This window comes from Methylocystis sp. H4A (assembly GCF_015709545.1).
Classification (GTDB): Bacteria; Pseudomonadota; Alphaproteobacteria; order Rhizobiales; family Beijerinckiaceae; genus Methylocystis; species Methylocystis silviterrae.
Genome location: NZ_JADNQY010000020.1, coordinates 81,181 through 97,884, shown reverse-complemented (window position 1 = coordinate 97,884; position 16,704 = coordinate 81,181). Strand labels below are relative to the sequence as shown.

At 63.2% G+C, this 16,704-nt stretch carries 19 protein-coding genes; 13 read left to right on the top strand and 6 right to left on the bottom strand.

Annotated elements, in window-relative coordinates; translation table 11 throughout:
• Window positions 1–14: 14 nt before the first annotated feature.
• From IYW40_RS06480 to IYW40_RS06460, 5 genes are all read left to right on the top strand, one after another.
• Window positions 15–392: an SUF system Fe-S cluster assembly protein gene (locus IYW40_RS06480; RefSeq protein ID WP_196399894.1), complete on the top strand. Its 378-nt coding sequence runs from the start codon at window positions 15–17 to the stop codon at window positions 390–392.
• A gap of 31 nt (window positions 393–423) precedes the next feature.
• Window positions 424–816, top strand: a complete 393-nt coding sequence (locus IYW40_RS06475) for an iron-sulfur cluster assembly accessory protein (protein WP_196399893.1) — start codon at window positions 424–426, stop codon at window positions 814–816.
• Between the two features lie 16 nt (window positions 817–832).
• Window positions 833–1,210 (top strand): TfoX/Sxy family protein, encoded by a 378-nt coding sequence (locus IYW40_RS06470; protein ID WP_196399892.1) that lies wholly within the window; start codon window positions 833–835, stop codon window positions 1,208–1,210.
• Between the two features lie 114 nt (window positions 1,211–1,324).
• Window positions 1,325–4,054, top strand: a complete 2,730-nt coding sequence (gene gyrA, locus IYW40_RS06465) for a DNA gyrase subunit A (protein WP_196399891.1) — start codon at window positions 1,325–1,327, stop codon at window positions 4,052–4,054.
• Between the two features lie 28 nt (window positions 4,055–4,082).
• The gene (locus IYW40_RS06460; protein WP_196399890.1) at window positions 4,083–4,856 is read left to right on the top strand and encodes an SDR family oxidoreductase; all 774 of its coding nucleotides are present in this window, start codon (window positions 4,083–4,085) and stop codon (window positions 4,854–4,856) included.
• A 13-nt stretch (window positions 4,857–4,869) separates the two neighbouring features.
• On the opposite strand, the gene IYW40_RS06455 is transcribed toward IYW40_RS06460, so the two are convergent.
• On the bottom strand, window positions 4,870–5,112 hold the full coding sequence (locus IYW40_RS06455) for a hypothetical protein (RefSeq protein WP_196399889.1): 243 nt from the start codon (window positions 5,110–5,112) through the stop codon (window positions 4,870–4,872).
• A gap of 4 nt (window positions 5,113–5,116) precedes the next feature.
• Here IYW40_RS06455 and IYW40_RS06450 point away from each other — a divergent pair, with 4 nt between their 5' ends.
• From IYW40_RS06450 to IYW40_RS06435, 4 genes are all read left to right on the top strand, one after another.
• Window positions 5,117–5,689, top strand: a complete 573-nt coding sequence (locus IYW40_RS06450) for a DNA-deoxyinosine glycosylase (RefSeq protein ID WP_210327215.1) — start codon at window positions 5,117–5,119, stop codon at window positions 5,687–5,689.
• A gap of 46 nt (window positions 5,690–5,735) precedes the next feature.
• A complete protein-coding gene (gene metG / locus IYW40_RS06445) occupies window positions 5,736–7,295 on the top strand; it encodes a methionine--tRNA ligase (RefSeq protein WP_348644247.1) in 1,560 nt (519 codons plus the stop codon).
• Between the two features lie 293 nt (window positions 7,296–7,588).
• Window positions 7,589–8,104 (top strand): hypothetical protein, encoded by a 516-nt coding sequence (locus IYW40_RS06440; RefSeq protein ID WP_196399888.1) that lies wholly within the window; start codon window positions 7,589–7,591, stop codon window positions 8,102–8,104.
• A gap of 98 nt (window positions 8,105–8,202) precedes the next feature.
• Entirely contained in the window at window positions 8,203–9,009 is an 807-nt protein-coding gene (locus IYW40_RS06435; RefSeq protein WP_196399887.1) for a class I SAM-dependent methyltransferase, read from the top strand.
• Window positions 9,010–9,020: 11 nt separating this feature from the next.
• Here IYW40_RS06435 and IYW40_RS06430 read toward each other — a convergent pair whose 3' ends face one another.
• The 3 genes from IYW40_RS06430 to IYW40_RS06420 are packed head-to-tail and all read right to left on the bottom strand — an operon-like array spanning window position 9,021 to window position 10,876.
• Complete coding sequence (locus IYW40_RS06430; protein ID WP_196399886.1) at window positions 9,021–9,389, bottom strand: VOC family protein; 369 nt, start codon at window positions 9,387–9,389, stop codon at window positions 9,021–9,023.
• Between the two features lie 57 nt (window positions 9,390–9,446).
• Window positions 9,447–10,613, bottom strand: a complete 1,167-nt coding sequence (locus IYW40_RS06425) for a CapA family protein (RefSeq protein WP_196399885.1) — start codon at window positions 10,611–10,613, stop codon at window positions 9,447–9,449.
• Window positions 10,610–10,876 carry a hypothetical protein gene (locus IYW40_RS06420; protein WP_175094585.1) on the bottom strand — a complete coding sequence of 89 codons (267 nt, stop codon included), beginning with the start codon at window positions 10,874–10,876 and terminating at the stop codon, window positions 10,610–10,612. Before IYW40_RS06420 ends, IYW40_RS06425 begins: the two co-directional genes overlap by 4 nt.
• A 270-nt stretch (window positions 10,877–11,146) precedes the next feature.
• Here IYW40_RS06420 and IYW40_RS06415 point away from each other — a divergent pair, with 270 nt between their 5' ends.
• The 4 genes from IYW40_RS06415 to mazG all read left to right on the top strand — a co-directional run bounded on the left by IYW40_RS06415 (window position 11,147) and on the right by mazG (window position 14,800).
• Window positions 11,147–11,938: a TatD family hydrolase gene (locus IYW40_RS06415; protein WP_196399884.1), complete on the top strand. Its 792-nt coding sequence runs from the start codon at window positions 11,147–11,149 to the stop codon at window positions 11,936–11,938.
• Complete coding sequence (locus IYW40_RS06410) at window positions 11,935–12,729, top strand: MBL fold metallo-hydrolase (protein ID WP_196399883.1); 795 nt, start codon at window positions 11,935–11,937, stop codon at window positions 12,727–12,729. The genes IYW40_RS06415 and IYW40_RS06410 overlap by 4 nt, the downstream gene beginning before the upstream one ends.
• Before the next feature lie 512 nt (window positions 12,730–13,241).
• Window positions 13,242–13,907, top strand: coding sequence for a cold-shock protein (locus IYW40_RS06405; RefSeq protein WP_175094588.1), 666 nt, complete (start codon window positions 13,242–13,244; stop codon window positions 13,905–13,907).
• Between the two features lie 71 nt (window positions 13,908–13,978).
• Window positions 13,979–14,800, top strand: a complete 822-nt coding sequence (mazG, locus tag IYW40_RS06400) for a nucleoside triphosphate pyrophosphohydrolase (RefSeq protein WP_196399882.1) — start codon at window positions 13,979–13,981, stop codon at window positions 14,798–14,800.
• Between the two features lie 152 nt (window positions 14,801–14,952).
• Here mazG and hflX read toward each other — a convergent pair whose 3' ends face one another.
• Together hflX and hfq are read right to left on the bottom strand one after the other, a co-directional pair.
• Window positions 14,953–16,257, bottom strand: coding sequence for a GTPase HflX (gene hflX / locus IYW40_RS06395; protein ID WP_246720682.1), 1,305 nt, complete (start codon window positions 16,255–16,257; stop codon window positions 14,953–14,955).
• Window positions 16,258–16,321: 64 nt separating this feature from the next.
• The gene (gene hfq, locus IYW40_RS06390) at window positions 16,322–16,585 is read right to left on the bottom strand and encodes an RNA chaperone Hfq (protein WP_014889711.1); all 264 of its coding nucleotides are present in this window, start codon (window positions 16,583–16,585) and stop codon (window positions 16,322–16,324) included.
• Between the last annotated feature and the right edge of the window lie 119 nt (window positions 16,586–16,704).

The window sequence follows — 16,704 nt, the reverse complement described above, 5'->3', positions numbered from 1 at the left end:
AGAATTTCGTGTTCATGAACGATGCTCCCAATACGAGCGAAACCCAACGCTCCGCGACGCCGGACCGGACGTCTCAGGCCATTGAAAATGAGCGGCTGACGAACGACATCGTTAAGGCGCTCAAAACCGTCTACGATCCTGAAATTCCCGCTGACATTTATGAGCTTGGCCTCATTTACCGGGTCGACATCGCGGAGGAAGGCTTCGTGGAGATCGACATGACGCTGACAGCGCCGGGCTGCCCGGTCGCTGGCGAAATGCCGATCTGGGTCAAAAATGCGGTGAGCGCTGTGCCTGGCGTCAGCGAGGTGAAGGTGAATATGGTGTTCGATCCGCCGTGGGATCAAAGCCGCATGTCGGACGAAGCGCGCGTCGCGCTCGATATGTGGTGAGCGGGACACGCTCCAGAGGAATGGTTTTGCGATGACTTCCATGCAGAAGATGAGCGTGATGAACGTCAGCCCCGCTGCGGCGGAGCGGGTCCGCAGCCTGCTTGCGACCGGCGCGGAAGGGAAGGGGCTGCGCGTCTCGGTGGAGAAGGGCGGCTGCGCCGGCATGTCCTACAAGATGGAGATCGCCGAACCGAAGCGGGGCGACGAGGTCATCGACATCGAGGGCGGTCGCGTGATCGTCGACGCCGCGGCGGTGCTCTACCTGCTCGGCACGACAATGGACGTGAAAACGACGCAGTTCGCCTCGACCTTTGTGTTTGAAAATCCCAATCAGACGTCGGCCTGCGGCTGTGGCGAGAGCGTCGAGTTGAAGCCGGCCGACCCGGAAAAGGTCGGCGCCGCGTCGCAGATTGGGAGTTCCTGATCTCGTCGAGGCCGCCATGGACCGCGCGCGTATCGAGGAGCTTTTCGCGCCCTTTGCGGCTGTGTCCGTCAAGCGCATGTTCGGCGGCCACGGCGTTTACGTCGATGGCCTCTTCTTCGCCATCGAAGCCGGCGGCGAAATCTACCTGAAGGCCGATCGGCATAGCGCCGCGCGATTTCAAGAGGCGGGCTCCCGGCCTTTCGTCTACCAAGGCAAGGACCGACCGATCACGATCTCCTATTGGAGCCTCCCTGACCAGGCGTTCGAGGACGCCGACGAACTGGTTCGGTGGGCCAAGTCAGCGGTTGAAGCCGCGCTCCGGGCAGGCCCGAAACGGCAGATTCCGGCCGCGGGGAGGCGCAAGGCGTCACATTCCGCTGAAAAAGACTGCTAGCAGCCAATAAGCATTTGAAATTCATTGATCTTCTTAAGGCGCTCGTGCTGGCGTCGCCCGCTCGAATCGCCTATAGACATGTGAACTCGACGCTATCCTTGAACTGGCGCTCACTTGGCCGACGACGACTCCAAGAAAAACGATTCCGACAAGCCCGGCTCTGACATAAGGCCGGTTTCGATCGCCGACGAGATGAAGCGCAGCTATCTCGATTACGCGATGAGCGTGATCGTGTCGCGCGCGCTGCCGGACGTGCGTGACGGCCTGAAGCCCGTGCATCGGCGCATTCTGTTCTCCATGCACGAGAACGGCCACACGCCCGATAAATCTTATGTGAAGTCGGCGCGCATCGTCGGCGACGTGATGGGTAAATATCATCCGCACGGCGACGCGGCGATCTACGACGCGCTTGTGCGCATGGCGCAGCCCTTTTCGATGCGGCTGCAGCTCATCGACGGGCAGGGCAATTTCGGATCGGTCGACAACGATCCGCCGGCGGCGATGCGCTACACCGAGTCCCGGCTCGCAAAGCCTGCGCTCGCGCTGCTCGAAGATCTTGACGAAGGCACCGTCGACTTCCAGGCCAATTACGACGGCAAGGAGCACGAGCCGACAGTTCTACCCGCCCGTTTCCCCAATCTGCTGGTCAACGGCGCCGGCGGCATCGCCGTCGGCATGGCGACGAACATTCCGCCGCATAATCTCGGCGAGGTCATCGACGCCTGCATCGCCATGATCGATCGGCCCGACATCACCATCGCCGAGCTGATGGACATCGTGCCAGGACCGGACTTTCCGACTGCGGCGAGCATTCTCGGGCGTGGCGGCATTCGCAACGCCTTCGCGACCGGCCGCGGTTCGATCATCATGCGCGCCAAGTCAGAGATCGAGACTCTGCGCAAGGATCGCGAGGCGATCATCTTCACCGAAATTCCCTATCAGGTGAACAAGGCGACGCTGATCGAGCGCATCGCCGATCTGGTGCGGGAGAAGAAGATCGAGGGCGTCGCCGATCTGCGCGATGAGTCCGATCGCGACGGTATGCGCATCGTCGTCGAACTGAAGCGTGACGCTGTCGCCGACGTCGTTCTCAACCAGCTTTGGCGTCATACGACGCTGCAGACAAGCTTTCCCGTCAATATGATCGCGTTGAACGGCGGCCGCCCGGAGCTGATGACGCTCCATGACGTGCTGCGCGCTTTCGTCGATTTCCGCGAGACGGTCGTCACCCGCCGCACCAAATTCCGCCTCAACAAGGCGCGCGACAACGCCCATTTGCAGGTCGGCCTCGCCATCGCGGTGGCGAATATCGACGAGGTCATCCATCTCATCCGCACGTCGCCCGACGCCGCGGCGGCGCGCGAAGCGCTCATGGAACGCGACTGGCCGGCCAAGGACATGGCGCCGCTCGTCGAGCTGATCGCCGACCCGCGGCACAGACTCAGCGACGATGGCGCCATCCGGCTTTCGGAGGCGCAGGCGCGCGCCATCCTCGAATTGCGTCTGCAACGGCTCACGGCGCTCGGACGCGAGGAAATCTCCGAAGCTTTGAACAAGCTCGCCGTCGAGATCGCCGATTACCTCGACATTCTGCGCTCGCGCGAACGCCTGTTCGGCATCGTTAAGGACGAACTCCTGGCGGTGAAGGAAGCCCACGCCACGCCGCGCCGCACGCAAATCCTTGAGTCCGACGGCGAGGTCGAGGACGAGGACCTGATCGCGCGCGAAGACATGGTCGTCACCGTCTCGCACGCCGGCTATATCAAGCGTGTGCCGCTCTCGACCTATCGCGCGCAAAGGCGCGGCGGCAAAGGCCGTTCCGGCATGCAGACGAAGGAGGAGGATTTCGTCCATCGTCTGTTCGTCGCCAATACGCATACGCCGGTGCTGTTCTTTTCCTCGCTCGGCAAGGCCTATAAGGAAAAAGTCTGGAGATTGCCGCTCTCGGCGCCACAGGCGCGCGGCAAGGCGCTCGTCAATCTGCTGCCGCTCGAACAAAACGAGCGCATCACCTCGATCATGCCGCTACCTGAAGATGAGGGGAGCTGGGCGACGCTCGACGTCATTTTCGCGACGACGCGCGGCACGGTGAGGCGCAATAAACTCTCAGATTTCGTCGACGTGCGCCGCAACGGCCTCATCGCCATGAAGCTCGACGACGGCGAAGCCATTGTCGACGTCGCGACCGCGACCGAGCGCGACGACGTGCTGCTGACCACACGCGACGGCCAATGCATCCGCTTCGCTGTGCCGGAGGTCCGCGTCTTCCAGGGCCGCACCTCGATGGGCGTGCGCGGCGTGGCGCTGGGGCGCGACGATCGGGTGATCTCGCTGTCCATCCTCAATCATTTCGACGCCGCCGGCGAGGAACGGGCCGCCTATCTGAAACGCGCCAACGCGCTGCGCCGGCGCATGGGCGAAGATGTTTCGCCCGAGGCGGGCGCCGAGACCGAGGAGGCGGCGATCGCCGTGGAGCTGTCGGATACCCGCTTTTACGAGATGCAGGCTGCCGAGCAGATCATTCTGACCGTGTCCGAGAACGGTTACGGAAAGCGTACGAGCTCTTACGAATATCGTACGACAGGTCGCGGCGGCAAAGGCATCGTTGCGATGGCGGTGAACGCCAGAAACGGCAAGCTTGTCGCCTCCTTCCCCGTCGGCCATGGCGACGAAATCATGCTGGTGACGGACGGCGGCCAGCTGATCCGCTGCTCCGTCGACGGCATCCGCATCGCCGGGCGCGGCGCTCAGGGCGTCATTGTCTTCGACACGGCCGAAGACGAGCGCGTCGTTTCCGTCGAGCATATCGGCGACGTCGGTGAAGGCGAGGACCCCGAAGCCTAATCTAGGCGCTCAACGATAGGGTAGGCGCATGAGCGAGGGCGGCGACGACGCAGACGGCCCCGTGCTGGTTACTGGCGCGCCGCGTCGCATCGGCCTCGCCATCGCCGAGCGCTTTGCGCGCGGGGGGAGGCCCCTCGTGCTGCACGCCTCTCCGCGTTCGGCCGAGGAGGCGGAGCTTGCAGCGCACGCGATCCGGCGACGCGGCGGGCGCGCGGCGACGGCGATCGCCGATCTTGCCGACGCGGAGTCGACGCAGCGCCTCATTGAGCAGGCCGGCGAAGCCTTCGGACCGCTACGGCTCCTCGTCAACAACGCCTCAATTTTTGAAGTCGACGCGGCGCAGGACTTTTCGCTCGAGCTTTATGAGCGGCAGATGCAGGTCAATCTGCGCGCGCCGCTGCTGCTGTCGCGCGACTTTGCGGCGGCGTTGCCGGCAAGCGTCGATGGCGCCATCGTCAATATCCTCGATCAGCGCGTTTGGCGTCTCACGCCGCGCTACTTCTCCTACACGCTGTCGAAATCGGCGCTGTGGGCGGCGACGCGCACCATGGCGCAGGCCTACGCGCCGCGCATTCGCGTCAATGCCGTCGGGCCGGGGCCGGTCTTTGCAAATGCCGCGCTCGGCGAGCGGGAGTTCGAGATGGAAGCCCGCGGCGTGCCGCTGCAGCGGGCCGCCGACGTCTCCGGCGTCGTCGACGCCGTCGTTTACCTCAGCCGGGCGAAAAGCGTGACGGGGCAGATGATCGCCGTCGATAGCGGACAGCATCTGGGCTGGCGCACGCCAGACGTCGGGCCGGAATAGGCCAGGGCTGGCGCTAATCTGCGCTCGGAAGGCGGCGCATCGTGAACTCGATCCGCCCATCCTCCAGTTCGCGCCAGAACTCGATCTCGGTCATATAGGCGGCCTTGGGGAAACGCTCGAACAGCTCGCGCGCCTTCGCGCGCGCCTCGAGGCGCTCCAGCGAGAAGGTCTCGCGCCGCCAGCCATTTGTGTGACCGCTCCGCTTCTCGGCGAAGCGCCGCGCAAGATCCCTCGGCGCGCTTTTGGTTACGCTCATACTCATGCTCCGAGCGATCAATTTAGCGCATCGGAGGCGGGAAGGGGAGTCGCAGATCACTAAGACCTCTTCAGTCGGCTTCCCGCCTGCGGCGACACGCGACGCAAAGCTCTTGATTCTTGGTTCACTTCCCGGCCAGCGCTCGCTGGAGCGCCAGCAGTATTACGCGCAGCCGCGCAACGCGTTTTGGACGCTGATGGGCAGCGTGTTTGGCTTCGATGCGGGCGCTTGTTACGTCGATCGTCTGCAGAGCCTGAATGCGCGCGGCGTCGCCCTCTGGGACGTCTGCGCAAGCGCCCATCGGCCTGGCAGCCTCGACCAGCGGATCGAACTCTCGACTGTGCGAGCCAATGATTTTGAGCGCTTTTTCGAGATGCATCCGGATATCAAGCTGATTTGCTTCAATGGCGCTAAAGCGGCCAGCTTGTATCAACGGCTGGTTCTGCCCAGGCTGTCAGTTCGCGCTGCGGCGATTGCTTCATGCCGACTGCCCTCGACGAGTCCCGCGCATGCAACGCTGACCTTCGCCCAAAAGCAGGAAAAATGGCGATCCGCACTCGCCCCATTTCTCGAATAGCTTTGGGGCGCTTCCCCGCGCCCCCAAACCGCGCTAGACCCGAGCCATGCCTGAACGTCCCCCTTACATGATCTCGACGGCCATTCCCTATGCGAATGGCGCGCCGCATATCGGCCACGCCTATGAGCGTATCGCCACCGACGCCTTCGCCCGATGGAAGAGGCTTGACGGCTATGACGTGCTGTTTGTCACCGGCATGGACGAGCACGGGCAGAAGATGCAGCGCACGGCCGAGAAGGAAGGGCTGACGCCGGGGGCGCTCGCCGACCGCACGGCCGCGCAATTCGCTCGGATGGGCGAGGCGCTCAATGCCCGCGCCGACGACATCGTGCGCACGACGCAGGCGCGTCACAAGCAGACCGTGCTCGAGATGTGGCGGCGCATGGAGGCGAACGGCGACCTCTATCTCTCCAAATACGCCGGCTGGTATTCGGTGCGCGACGAGGCCTATTACGACGAGGACGAACTCACCGAGCGGGATGGCAAGAAATTCGCGCCGACGGGCACGCCGGTCGAGTGGGTGGAGGAGGAGAGCTGGTTCTTCAAATTGTCGGCCTATGCGGAGAAATTGCTCGCGCATTACGCGGCGCATCCGCATTTCATCACGCCCGAACACTATAAGAACGAGATCGTCGCCTTCGTGAAGCGCGGGCTTACGGACCTCTCGGTGTCGCGCACGACATTCGACTGGGGCATCGAGATTCCGCCGAGCGCGCAGACCGCCGCGAAGCATGTGATGTATGTCTGGGTCGATGCGCTTACGAATTACATAACCGCTACGGGATATCTTACGGAAGACGGAAACAAGGCGCATTTCTGGCCCGCCGACGCGCATGTCATCGGCAAGGACATCACCCGCTTTCACGCCATCTACTGGCCGGCGTTCCTGATGTCCGCAGGCGCGCCTTTACCCAAGCAGGTCGTCGTGCATGGCTTCCTGTTCTCCAAAGGCGAGAAGATGTCGAAGTCGGTCGGCAATGTCGTCGATCCCATCGATTTGGCCGAGCGCTATGGCGTCGACCAGCTGCGCTATTTCTTTCTGCGCGAGATTCCTTTTGGCCAGGACGGCAACTATTCGCACGAGGCGATCGTCAACCGCATCAACGCCGATCTCGCCAATGACCTCGGCAATCTCGCGCAGCGCTCGCTGTCGATGATCGCCAAGAATTGTATGGGCGCCGTACCACGTAAACATGCCCTTACGGACGCCGACAGAGACATTCTTGCGCAAGCGGCCGACGTCCTGGCGAAAGCGCGCGCCGCCATGGAGGATTACGCGCCGCACCACGCGCTGGCGGAAATTTTCCGCATCGTCGCCGAGGCCAATCGCTATTTCGCCGGTGAAGAGCCTTGGGCGAAGAAGAAGAGCGACCCTGCGCGGATGGAGACGATTCTCTACGTCACCGCCGAGACGCTGCGCCGTCTGGCGATTCCCCTGCAGCCGTTTATGCCCGAGTCCGCCGGCAAGCTTCTCGATCTCCTGGACGTCGGTCCGGACGAGCGGGACTTGGCGCACGCCGGCGAGGCGAACGCCCTGCAGGAGGGCGCGCCGCTGCCGCCGCCGACGCCGGTGTTTCCGAGGTTTCTGGAGGAGGAGGCGCGTTAGTCCCGCTGCAGCGGGCGCCGGGAGCCGATCGCCGGCTTCGACGGTCGACCTTGACGCGGGCGGCCGCTTGTGGTCGCCATGCGCTGACCATAATCAGCCGTTTCAAATGGCGGCGGCGTGCAAATGATCTTCGTCTTTGCGGGCTTGTCGGCCAAAGCGCGGGCGTGCAAGTATGAACGTCCGGGCTCCTTGTAAAAGGAACTCGCGCCGCTCGATCGAGCGCTTGCGCAACAACATCCGCCTTCGTTGTGTCGTATCTCGGACGGCTCTTTTCTTACAGAGGAACTCATGGAATGGCGCGTGGCATTTCAACAATTCTGACGGCGGTTATCTTCGGCGCGATCGGTTTTGGCCTCGGCATCTACGCTGCGCCGACCGAAGGCGTCGCTAATCTGAAAGCCGCGATCGAGGGCCGGTTTAAACCCGCGCCCGCCGAGGAAGCTGCGCCGGGCGAAGCCCCGGCGCCTGCAGCCGAGTCGGACGCCACGGCTGCACCCGACGCCACGGCTGCACCCGACGCCACGGCGGCACCTGACGCCCAGGCGGCGCCAGCGCCGGAGGCTCCTCCGGCTGAGCAGCCGGCGGCCGTAGAAGCGACGCCAATGGAGAGCGCGCCGGCGCCGGCTCCGTTGACAGAAGCGCCGCCGCCGCCTCAACCCGCGCCCATGGCGATGCCGGAGGCGGCTCCGGCCCCAGAGGCAGTGGTCGAGCAGCCGGTCAAGCCGAAGCCCAAGCCCAAGCCCAAGGCTAAACCCAAGCCGAAGCCCGCAGCTCCGGTCGAGGAGCCGGCTGAACAGCCTGCGCAGTAAAGCGACGGTTTGTCCGTGACCCAGCCCCTGTTTCAGCTCACGAGCGGGGGCGGGTCGCGCGGCAGGGGCCTGTCTCTGCTCATTGAGGGAATGTCGCCGTGACCCGCGAAACAGCGCGCTTCGTCGGCGACATTCCCATTTTTTACGACCGTGGCCTCGGCCCGGTACTCTTTGAGGATTACGCCGCCGATATCGCCTACCGGACGGCCGCGAGCGCGCCCATTGACGTGCTCGAAATGGCGGCAGGCACGGGAATCGTCACGCGCAAGCTGCGGGACTCTCTCGATCCACAAGCGAAGCTAACCGCAACCGACCTCAATGAGCCGATGCTCGAAGTGGCGAAGATGAAGTTCGGCGCTACCGAGCAAGTGATTTTCCGTTCGGCCGACGCGACTGACTTGCCTTTTGGCGACGGCGCCTTCGACGCGATCGTCTGCCAGTTCGGGCTGATGTTCTTTCCCGATAAGCTCCGCGCGCATCGTGAGGCGCGACGGACTCTGCGGCCGGGCGGCCGATATCTCTTTAGCGTCTGGGATGCGCCACGCTACAATCCTTTCCCTCGCCTGGGGCTCGAGGTGATCGAACGATTTTTTCCCGGCGATCCGCCGCAGTTTCTTGCTTTTTCCTGCGCCGAAATCGATCCCATCAAAGAATCGCTGATCGACGCCGGCTTCGCGGACATCACCATTTCCGTAAGGTCGCGCGTCAAGGATGTGCGGGACCCGGTGGATTTTGCGAGGGGATTCGTCTTCGGCAGTCCGCTCTTCGAACAGCTCCGCGAGCGCGGCGGCGCGCGTCCCGAATCGCTTGTCGAAGCGCTGGCCGAGCGGCTCGCGCAGGAACTCGGCGAGAACCCCATGCGCCTGCCGATGCAGGCGATTTTCTATGAAGCCAGGGCGGCGTAGGGCGGCGCGCGCTACTGGGGCATGGTCATCAGCTCGAGCACATGGCCGTCGGGGCTTTTGAAATAGACGCCGCGGCCGCCGTTCCAGTCGTTGAGCTGGCCGTCGGTGAATCGACCCGGCGCGCTGCCAAAGGCGACGCCTTCGTCCTTCACGCGCCCGAAGATTTCGTCAAATTCTTTGTCGCTGACGTGGAAGGCGTAATGGCTGGACTCGAAGCCCTCGTCTTTGTCGAATAGCAGGGTGAGTTCGCTATTGACCTTCACCGGCGCGAAATGGCCCTTGGCGCCGTCGTAGCGCAGACCGAAAATCCGTGCGAACCAGCGCGCCGCGGCCTCATTGTCGCGCGCCGGCACGATGGTGTGATTGAGAATGATGGCCATCGATCAAGCTCCGCCTTTGTGCCGACGAATTTCAGATGGGGAGTCGTGGCCTCCCCGTCACGGGCGTCGCGGCGCTGATTCGCCTCCCGACCAGGAAGCTGACAGCGCGCCATCTGGTTGGCGCCGCACGCGAACGCCGAATGCCGCGCTTTCGCGATCGAGCGTTTGCGCAAGCCATTCGGCGTCGGCGGTCGACGCCCGTTCAAGGCGCAAGCGCCGCATATGCAGCGGGACCAATCGAAGTTGCGCGAGATCGCCGTTTGTATCGATATCTGCGAAATACATCAGGGATAAATCGCCGCGAAAGCTTTCATAGCCGCTGATGCCCTCATAGTCGTTCAGGAAATCGCCGCAGCCGTAAAGAACCAAGCGGTTGCGATGGACCTCGAATCCCTTCGCGTGATGTGACGAATGTCCGTGGATGACGGACGCGCCGGCGTCTTCGATCAGCCGATGGGCGAATTGTCTTTGGGCCGTCGAAACGCCATAGCCCCAGTTCGAGCCCCAGTGGATCGAAATCACCAGAATATCTCCGCTCTGCGCCGCGCTCCGCGCCAGATTGCAGGCGAAGTCAACGCAAGCGGGAGATAGGTCGCGCAGAAGATTGACGCCGGGAGACGACGGCGTCGCCGCCCACTCCAAGGGCGTTCCGCTGTCGGGCAGGGCGAAGGACAGCACGACGACCCGTCGTCCCTTGCTCGGGATCTCAATAATCGCAGGCCGCTGCGCTTCGCCGAGGGCGCGTCCAGCGCCCGTGACGGCGATGCCCAGACGCTCAAGCATATCTAGCGTCTCGAGGAGGCCGGAGGGTCCCCAATCGAGAACATGGTTGTTCGCGAGCGCGCAGCAGTCGAAGCCGGCGACGCGCAGACATTCCGCGTTCTGCGGACTGACGCGATAATTGATCGCCTTAGGTTCGGCTGCTTCGCTGCGCGTCACGCTCGTTTCGAGATTGACGATGCGGGCGTCGGGCGCGTGCGCTTCAAGCTCGGCGAGCGCGACGCCCCAGACATAGGAATAATCGACGGGCCGCGGAATTGGCCCTGACGCCGCTTCGGCCAAGCGAACATAGTCTTCGGCCGAGGAAACATATTCCTCATAGAGCTTGGGCGGGCAGGGCGACGGCAGGATCTGATCGACGCCTCGGCCGATCATCACGTCGCCGCACAGGAAGAGCCGCACGGCTGGCGCCACGTTGCTCGGCGGCGGCGCGGCGACGCTCATATGGTCGGCGGAAAATTCTCTTCGTCGTCGCCGGCGACAAGTGAGACGATTTCTCCGGCCACGTCCTTGAGCGGCGCGCCCGCGCCGAAGACGTCCTGATCGCCGGACATCCACACCGCCGCCTCCTCGACGTCAGCGATCGTCGGCCGCAGGTCCATGATCGCCGACAGCGTCGCATCGTCGATGTCGCCGAGGACGTCCGTCACGTCCTTGATCGTCGCCAGCGGGCGGCCGTCGCCGTCCGGCGCGGAAGATTGCGTCAAGTTTTTGCTCCTCGCGCTTGCAACGTCCCGCCCGAGCTTGATCCGTGACGGTCTCGAATGATGTCGGCGATGAGAAAGGCGAATTGCATCGCAAAGAAAATATAGCGCCGCGTGTCTTAGCCGCGAAGGAGGCCCAGGCTAAATATTTGTGTTTTCCGCCGCCCGAGCCATATTGCCGCATTGGCCCAAGCGCGTCATCGAGCCCCCTAGGAGTTGCCGAGGACGAGCGCCCCCAGGCCATGCCATGTTGCTCTTTCCTGACAGAGTCTGATGCTCATCGATACCCATTGTCACCTCGACTTTCCCGATTTCGCGCCAGAACTCGCGGAGACGATCGCCCGCGCAAAGGCGCGCGGCGTCGCCAGAATGATCACGATCTCGACGCATCTGTCGCGATTCGATCGCGTGAAGGCCGTTGCTGAAACCTATCCGGAGGTCTTTTGCACGGTGGGGACGCATCCGCACCATTCGCACGAAGAGGCCGAGCCGACCGTCGAGGCGCTGGTGAGTCTATCGCGGCATCCAAAATGCGTCGGATTGGGCGAAGCCGGCCTCGATTATCACTACGATCATGCGCCCCGCGAGGTGGCGCAGCGCATCTTCCGCATTCACGTCCAAGCCGCGAGGGAAACTGGCCTGCCGCTCGTCATCCATACCCGCGACGCCGACGAAGACTGCGCCGCCATTCTGAAAGACGAAATGGGGAAGGGGGCTTTCCCCGCCCTGCTCCATTGCTTCACCAGCGGCCGCGCGCTCGCCGAAACGGCGCTGCAGCTCGGCCTCTATATTTCCTTTTCCGGGGTCGTGACCTTCAAGAACGCCGAATATCTGCGCGAAATCGCCCGCGACGTGCCGCTGGAGCGCATGCTGGTCGAAACCGACGCGCCCTTCCTTGCGCCGACGCCCCATCGCGGCAAGCGCAACGAGCCGGCCTTCGTCGTCGACACTGCGCGCGTGCTCGCCGACGTCAAGGGAATCAGCGCCGCCGAACTTGCAATCGCCACAACCGAAAACGCGCTGCGGCTGTTTTCCAAAATGCCGCCTCTGGACGCCGCCGCGTGAGCCTGAGAATCAGGATTCTTGGGTGCGGCTCGTCCGGCGGCGTGCCGCGCGTCGGGCAGGGCTGGGGAAAGTGCAATCCGGACAATCCAAAAAACCGGCGTCGGCGCTGCTCGATTCTCGTTGCGCGCGGCCCCGCCGACGCAGCGACGCAAGTGCTTGTGGACACAGGGCCCGATCTGCGCGAGCAGCTCATCGACGCCGACGTCAAGCGGCTCGACGCGGTCTTCTATACCCATCCCCACGCCGACCACACGCACGGCGTCGACGATGTGCGCGGCTTGGTCATTCTGAGCGGGCGGCGAATCCCGGCCTATATGGACGAGCCGACTTCGCGGTCATTCGCCACGAAGTTCGACTACATCTTCAAGACGCCGCCGGGCAGCTTTTATCCGCCGCTGATGACCGAACATCGGCTGCATCTGGGGCGCGCCGAGACGGTCGACGGACCCGGCGGCGCGATCGTCGCCACGCCGTTTCGGTTGGACCATGGCGACATGGACGCACTCGGCTTTCGCTTCGACAACGTGGCCTATACGCCGGATCTTCACGCCATTCCGCCTGAGAGCGCGCAATATCTCGAAGGGCTGGATCTCTGGATCATCGACGCGCTGCGCCATCAGCGGCACGGCACGCATCTGTCCGTCAGTCAGGCGCTGGACTTCATCGCGCATTTCAAGCCAAAGCGCGCCGTTCTGACGGATCTGCACGTTGATTTGGATTACGAAGCGCTCGCCGCGACGCTGCCGGAAAATGTCACGCCGGCATTTGACGGAATGGCGCTCGAAGTCTGACGCCGCGCGCATCGCCAAACAACATCGCGTAGTTCCATAATATGGATTATGCGAATCTTGGATGCGGGATCCGGCCAGCGCCGTCCGCTCTTGCCTTTCGCCAAACTGAGATTTCGCGCCGATGTCTTGTCGGACGGAGCGCCGCCCCGGCTCCTCGGATGACGCCTTACGGTGACAATGTGGCGCGGGCGCAGCGCATCGCGCGTCAAGTCCACCCGCGCGGCTCATCTAAACTCCTGCAAACGCAAACATTCCCGCCGGCGCAGCATTTGGACGTCAGCTGTCAAACTATGGCGACTGTTTGGATTTTTGGATCGCCCCACGGAATTCTCTGGCTTTCGGGGGCGAAACTCTGGTAAAAGGCTCGCTGCGCGGGACTATATGGCATTCAAGAGGCACATCATCGTCGTTTCCGGGCAGGCGCGTTTTTTGAGACGCGCCAACTGGAGCGGTTGGGCGCACAAGGTTGGCATAGCGGTCTTGCCGTTTTTGGCGGAGACGAGCAGGTAGACATGAGCAAAGGTAGAGATTTTCGGGGCCCCCGCAAGCGCGGATTTGATGACGACGCTCCGTATAGCTATGATTCGCAGCGAACCAGCCGGGCGCCGCGATCACCCTTTGGCGGCGGATTTCCGGATGCGCCGCCTCCGATGTCGAACGAGCCAGCAGTCGACGCCATTGTGAAGTGGTTTAAAACTGACAAGGGCTTCGGCTTCGTAGAGCTTGCCAATGGCACCGGCGACGCCTTCCTCCATATCGGCGCCGTTCAGGCGGCCGGTTACGACACGCTGCCGCCCGGCGCGAAGTTACAGGTGCAAGTCACGAGCTCGGTGAAGGGCCAGCAAGTGGCGCGCATTCTCGAAGTCGACTTGGCTGGAGCCGCTGAGCGGGCGCCGCCGCCGCCGCCGCGCGCGGGAGGCGGTTTTGACAGCCCCCGGCCCCGTCGCCAGGCGCCCGATCCGTCGACCGCCGTTCCGGTCTCCGGCAAGGTCAAATGGTTCGACGAGACAAAGGGCTTCGGCTTCGTGCAGTCGAACGACGGCGGCAAGGACGTGTTCGTCCATATTTCGATTCTGAGTCCATCCGGCGTGAACCGGCTCGCCGAGGGGCAGCCGGTCACTATGCAGGTCGTCGATACGGCGAAAGGCAGAGAAGCGCTGTCGATCATCCTGGATTGAGCCTCGCTCCGTAGATCCGCGCGCCGCGATCCTCCTTGAGGGCCGCGGCGCTTTTCTTTTGGAGAGACCTCATGTCCGGACGACCGCATGGCGATGTCGCCAGACTGATCGAAATCATGGCGGCGCTGCGCACGCCCGGCAGCGGTTGTCCCTGGGATCTCGAGCAGGATTTCCGCTCGATCGCGCCCTATACGATCGAAGAAGCTTATGAAGTCGCCGACGCCATTGAGCGCGGCGATCTCTCCGATCTCAAAGACGAGTTAGGCGATCTCCTCTTACAGGTCGTGTTCCATGCCCGAATGGCGCAGGAGCAGGACGTTTTCGCCTTCAAGGACGTCGTCGACGCGATCTGCGACAAGCTCATTCGCCGGCATCCGCACGTTTTCGGCGACGTCCAGTCTCTCGACGCCGACGGCGTGACCATGCAGTGGAGCGCAATCAAAGCGCGCGAGAAGGCAGGCAAGCAGGACGCGCCGCCGGCCAGTTTGCTTGACGGCGTGCCGCTCGCCCTGCCCGCCCTGACGCGCGCCCTCAAGCTGCAAAAGAAGGCGTCCGAGGTCGGCTTCGATTGGGACGACGCACAGCACGTTCTCGGCAAGATTCGCGAGGAAACCGAGGAGGTCGCCGCGGAACTCGCGCGTCCCGGCGTCGACGCTTCGCCGGCGCTTGAAGAGGAGATCGGCGATCTCTTGTTCGTCGTCGTCAATCTTGCGCGCCACGCCAAGGTCGATCCCGACCAGGCGCTTCGCGGCGCCAACACGAAATTCGAGCGGCGGTTTCACCACATCGAGCGCCGCCTCGCAGAGATGGGCCGTTCGCCTGAAGCAGCGTCTCTCGACGAGATGGAAGCGCTGTGGGTCGAGGCGAAAGGCGCGGAGCGCAAGCCGCGTTGATAACTCTCTCAAACGTCTGAAAAGTTCCTGCCGCCCGTTAGAGCGCGGCTCGCGAAAAAGTGGGAACCGGTTTTTCGCATAGAGCGCGCTCTAAACTTTGGAATCGATCAATTTATCTGCATTTGGGCGATTCCGCCCAAATGCAGCGTGATCTAGCGCCCCGCGCCGGCTTCGCGGATGATTTCCGCCTGCGGAAAGCGCCTCGCGAGACCCTCCGAACGTTCAGGATCGATACGCACGACGAGATGGACGCCGCCCTCCGGCAGCGCTTCGCGTTCGAGCACTTCGGTATGGGCGTGAAGCCAGGCGAGCCCTTCGCCGTCGGCGACGTCCAGGTCCATTTCAAATCGAACGCGTCCCGCCGCGAGAGTGGACTCGATCCTTGCCAGCAATGCATCGAGCCCCTGCCCGGTCAAGGCCGATACGAGCGTCGGCCGGCGTTGAGGCTCGATCCCGCTCACGGCGAGTTGAAGCGCCGAAAGCCGTTCCGGATCGAGCGCGTCGATCTTGTTCCAAACTTCCAAAATTCGCCCTTCGGCTTCGCCTTTCAGACCGAGTTCGCTCAGGATCGACTCGACGTCCTTCGCCTGCGCTTCCCAATCTTCGTGGGCGACGTCGCGGACATGGAGAACCACATCGGCGAGCGTCACTTCTTCGAGCGTCGCCCGGAAGGCCGAGACAAGCATGGTGGGCAGGTCGGAGATGAATCCCACCGTGTCGGAGAGCAGGATGCGCGCGCCATGCGGCAGTTTGATCTGGCGCAGCGTTGGATCGAGGGTCGCGAACAGCATGTCCTGCGCGAGCACCTCGGCCTTGGTCAGACGGTTGAAAAGCGTGGACTTTCCGGCGTTCGTGTAGCCGACGAGCGCGACCACCGGATAGGGAACGTCGCGCCGCGTCTTACGATGCAGCGCGCGCGTGCGCTTCACCTTGTCAAGATCGTGCTCGATGCGCCGCATCCGCTCCTCGATCAGGCGCCGGTCCGTCTCGATCTGCGTTTCGCCCGGGCCGCCAAGAAAGCCGAAACCGCCGCGCTGGCGTTCAAGGTGGGTCCAGGAGCGGACGAGCCGCGACTTCTGATAGGCCAGATGCGCGAGCTCCACCTGCAGCGCGCCTTCCTTGGTTCGGGCGCGCTCGCCGAAGATTTCGAGAATGAGCCCGGTCCTGTCGATGACCTTGGCGTCCCACGCCCTTTCGAGATTGCGCTGCTGCACGGGCGAGAGCTGGCAGTCCATGCTCACGAGCGCGGCGTCCTTCGACTTGACGAGTTCGCCGATCTCTTCGACCTTGCCCTTCCCCAGATACGTCGCCGGTCGAACCTCGTTCAGCGATATCGGCAGTTGACCGACGACATCGAGGTCGATCGCCTCGGCGAGCCCCACCGCCTCCATGAGACGCGCCGCCGTGTCGCGCGCACGCGCCGCGCCGCCTTGAGTCACATAGGGCCCAATGACCAATGCACGGGCGCCGGCGCCGTTCGGCGTCGTCCCGTTATCTGCTCCGCTGTCAGCCTTCAATCGCCTACCGCTGCTTGTCGGCCTGGCCCTCGTCCTCGCCCGGCTCAAACATTTGTATGGGGTGTCCAGGCATGATCGTCGAGATGGCGTGCTTGTAGACGAGCTGAGAATGCCCGTCTCGCCGCAGCAAGAGGCAAAAATTATCGAACCAGGTGACGATTCCCTGGAGCTTGACGCCATTGACGAGGAAGATCGTGAGCGGGACTTTATTCTTCCTGACAAAATTCAAAAACGTATCTTGCAGATTCTGCGAACGCTCTGACGACATCGGCTGTCCTGTTCTGTTTTTTGAGCCGAGCGGAATGACGCCGCCCCCAGGGGATCGTTCTTCTTTTTTCGCCGCCGTGGTCATTAGAACCTTTCAAATGGCGAAGCGCAAGGCGCAAG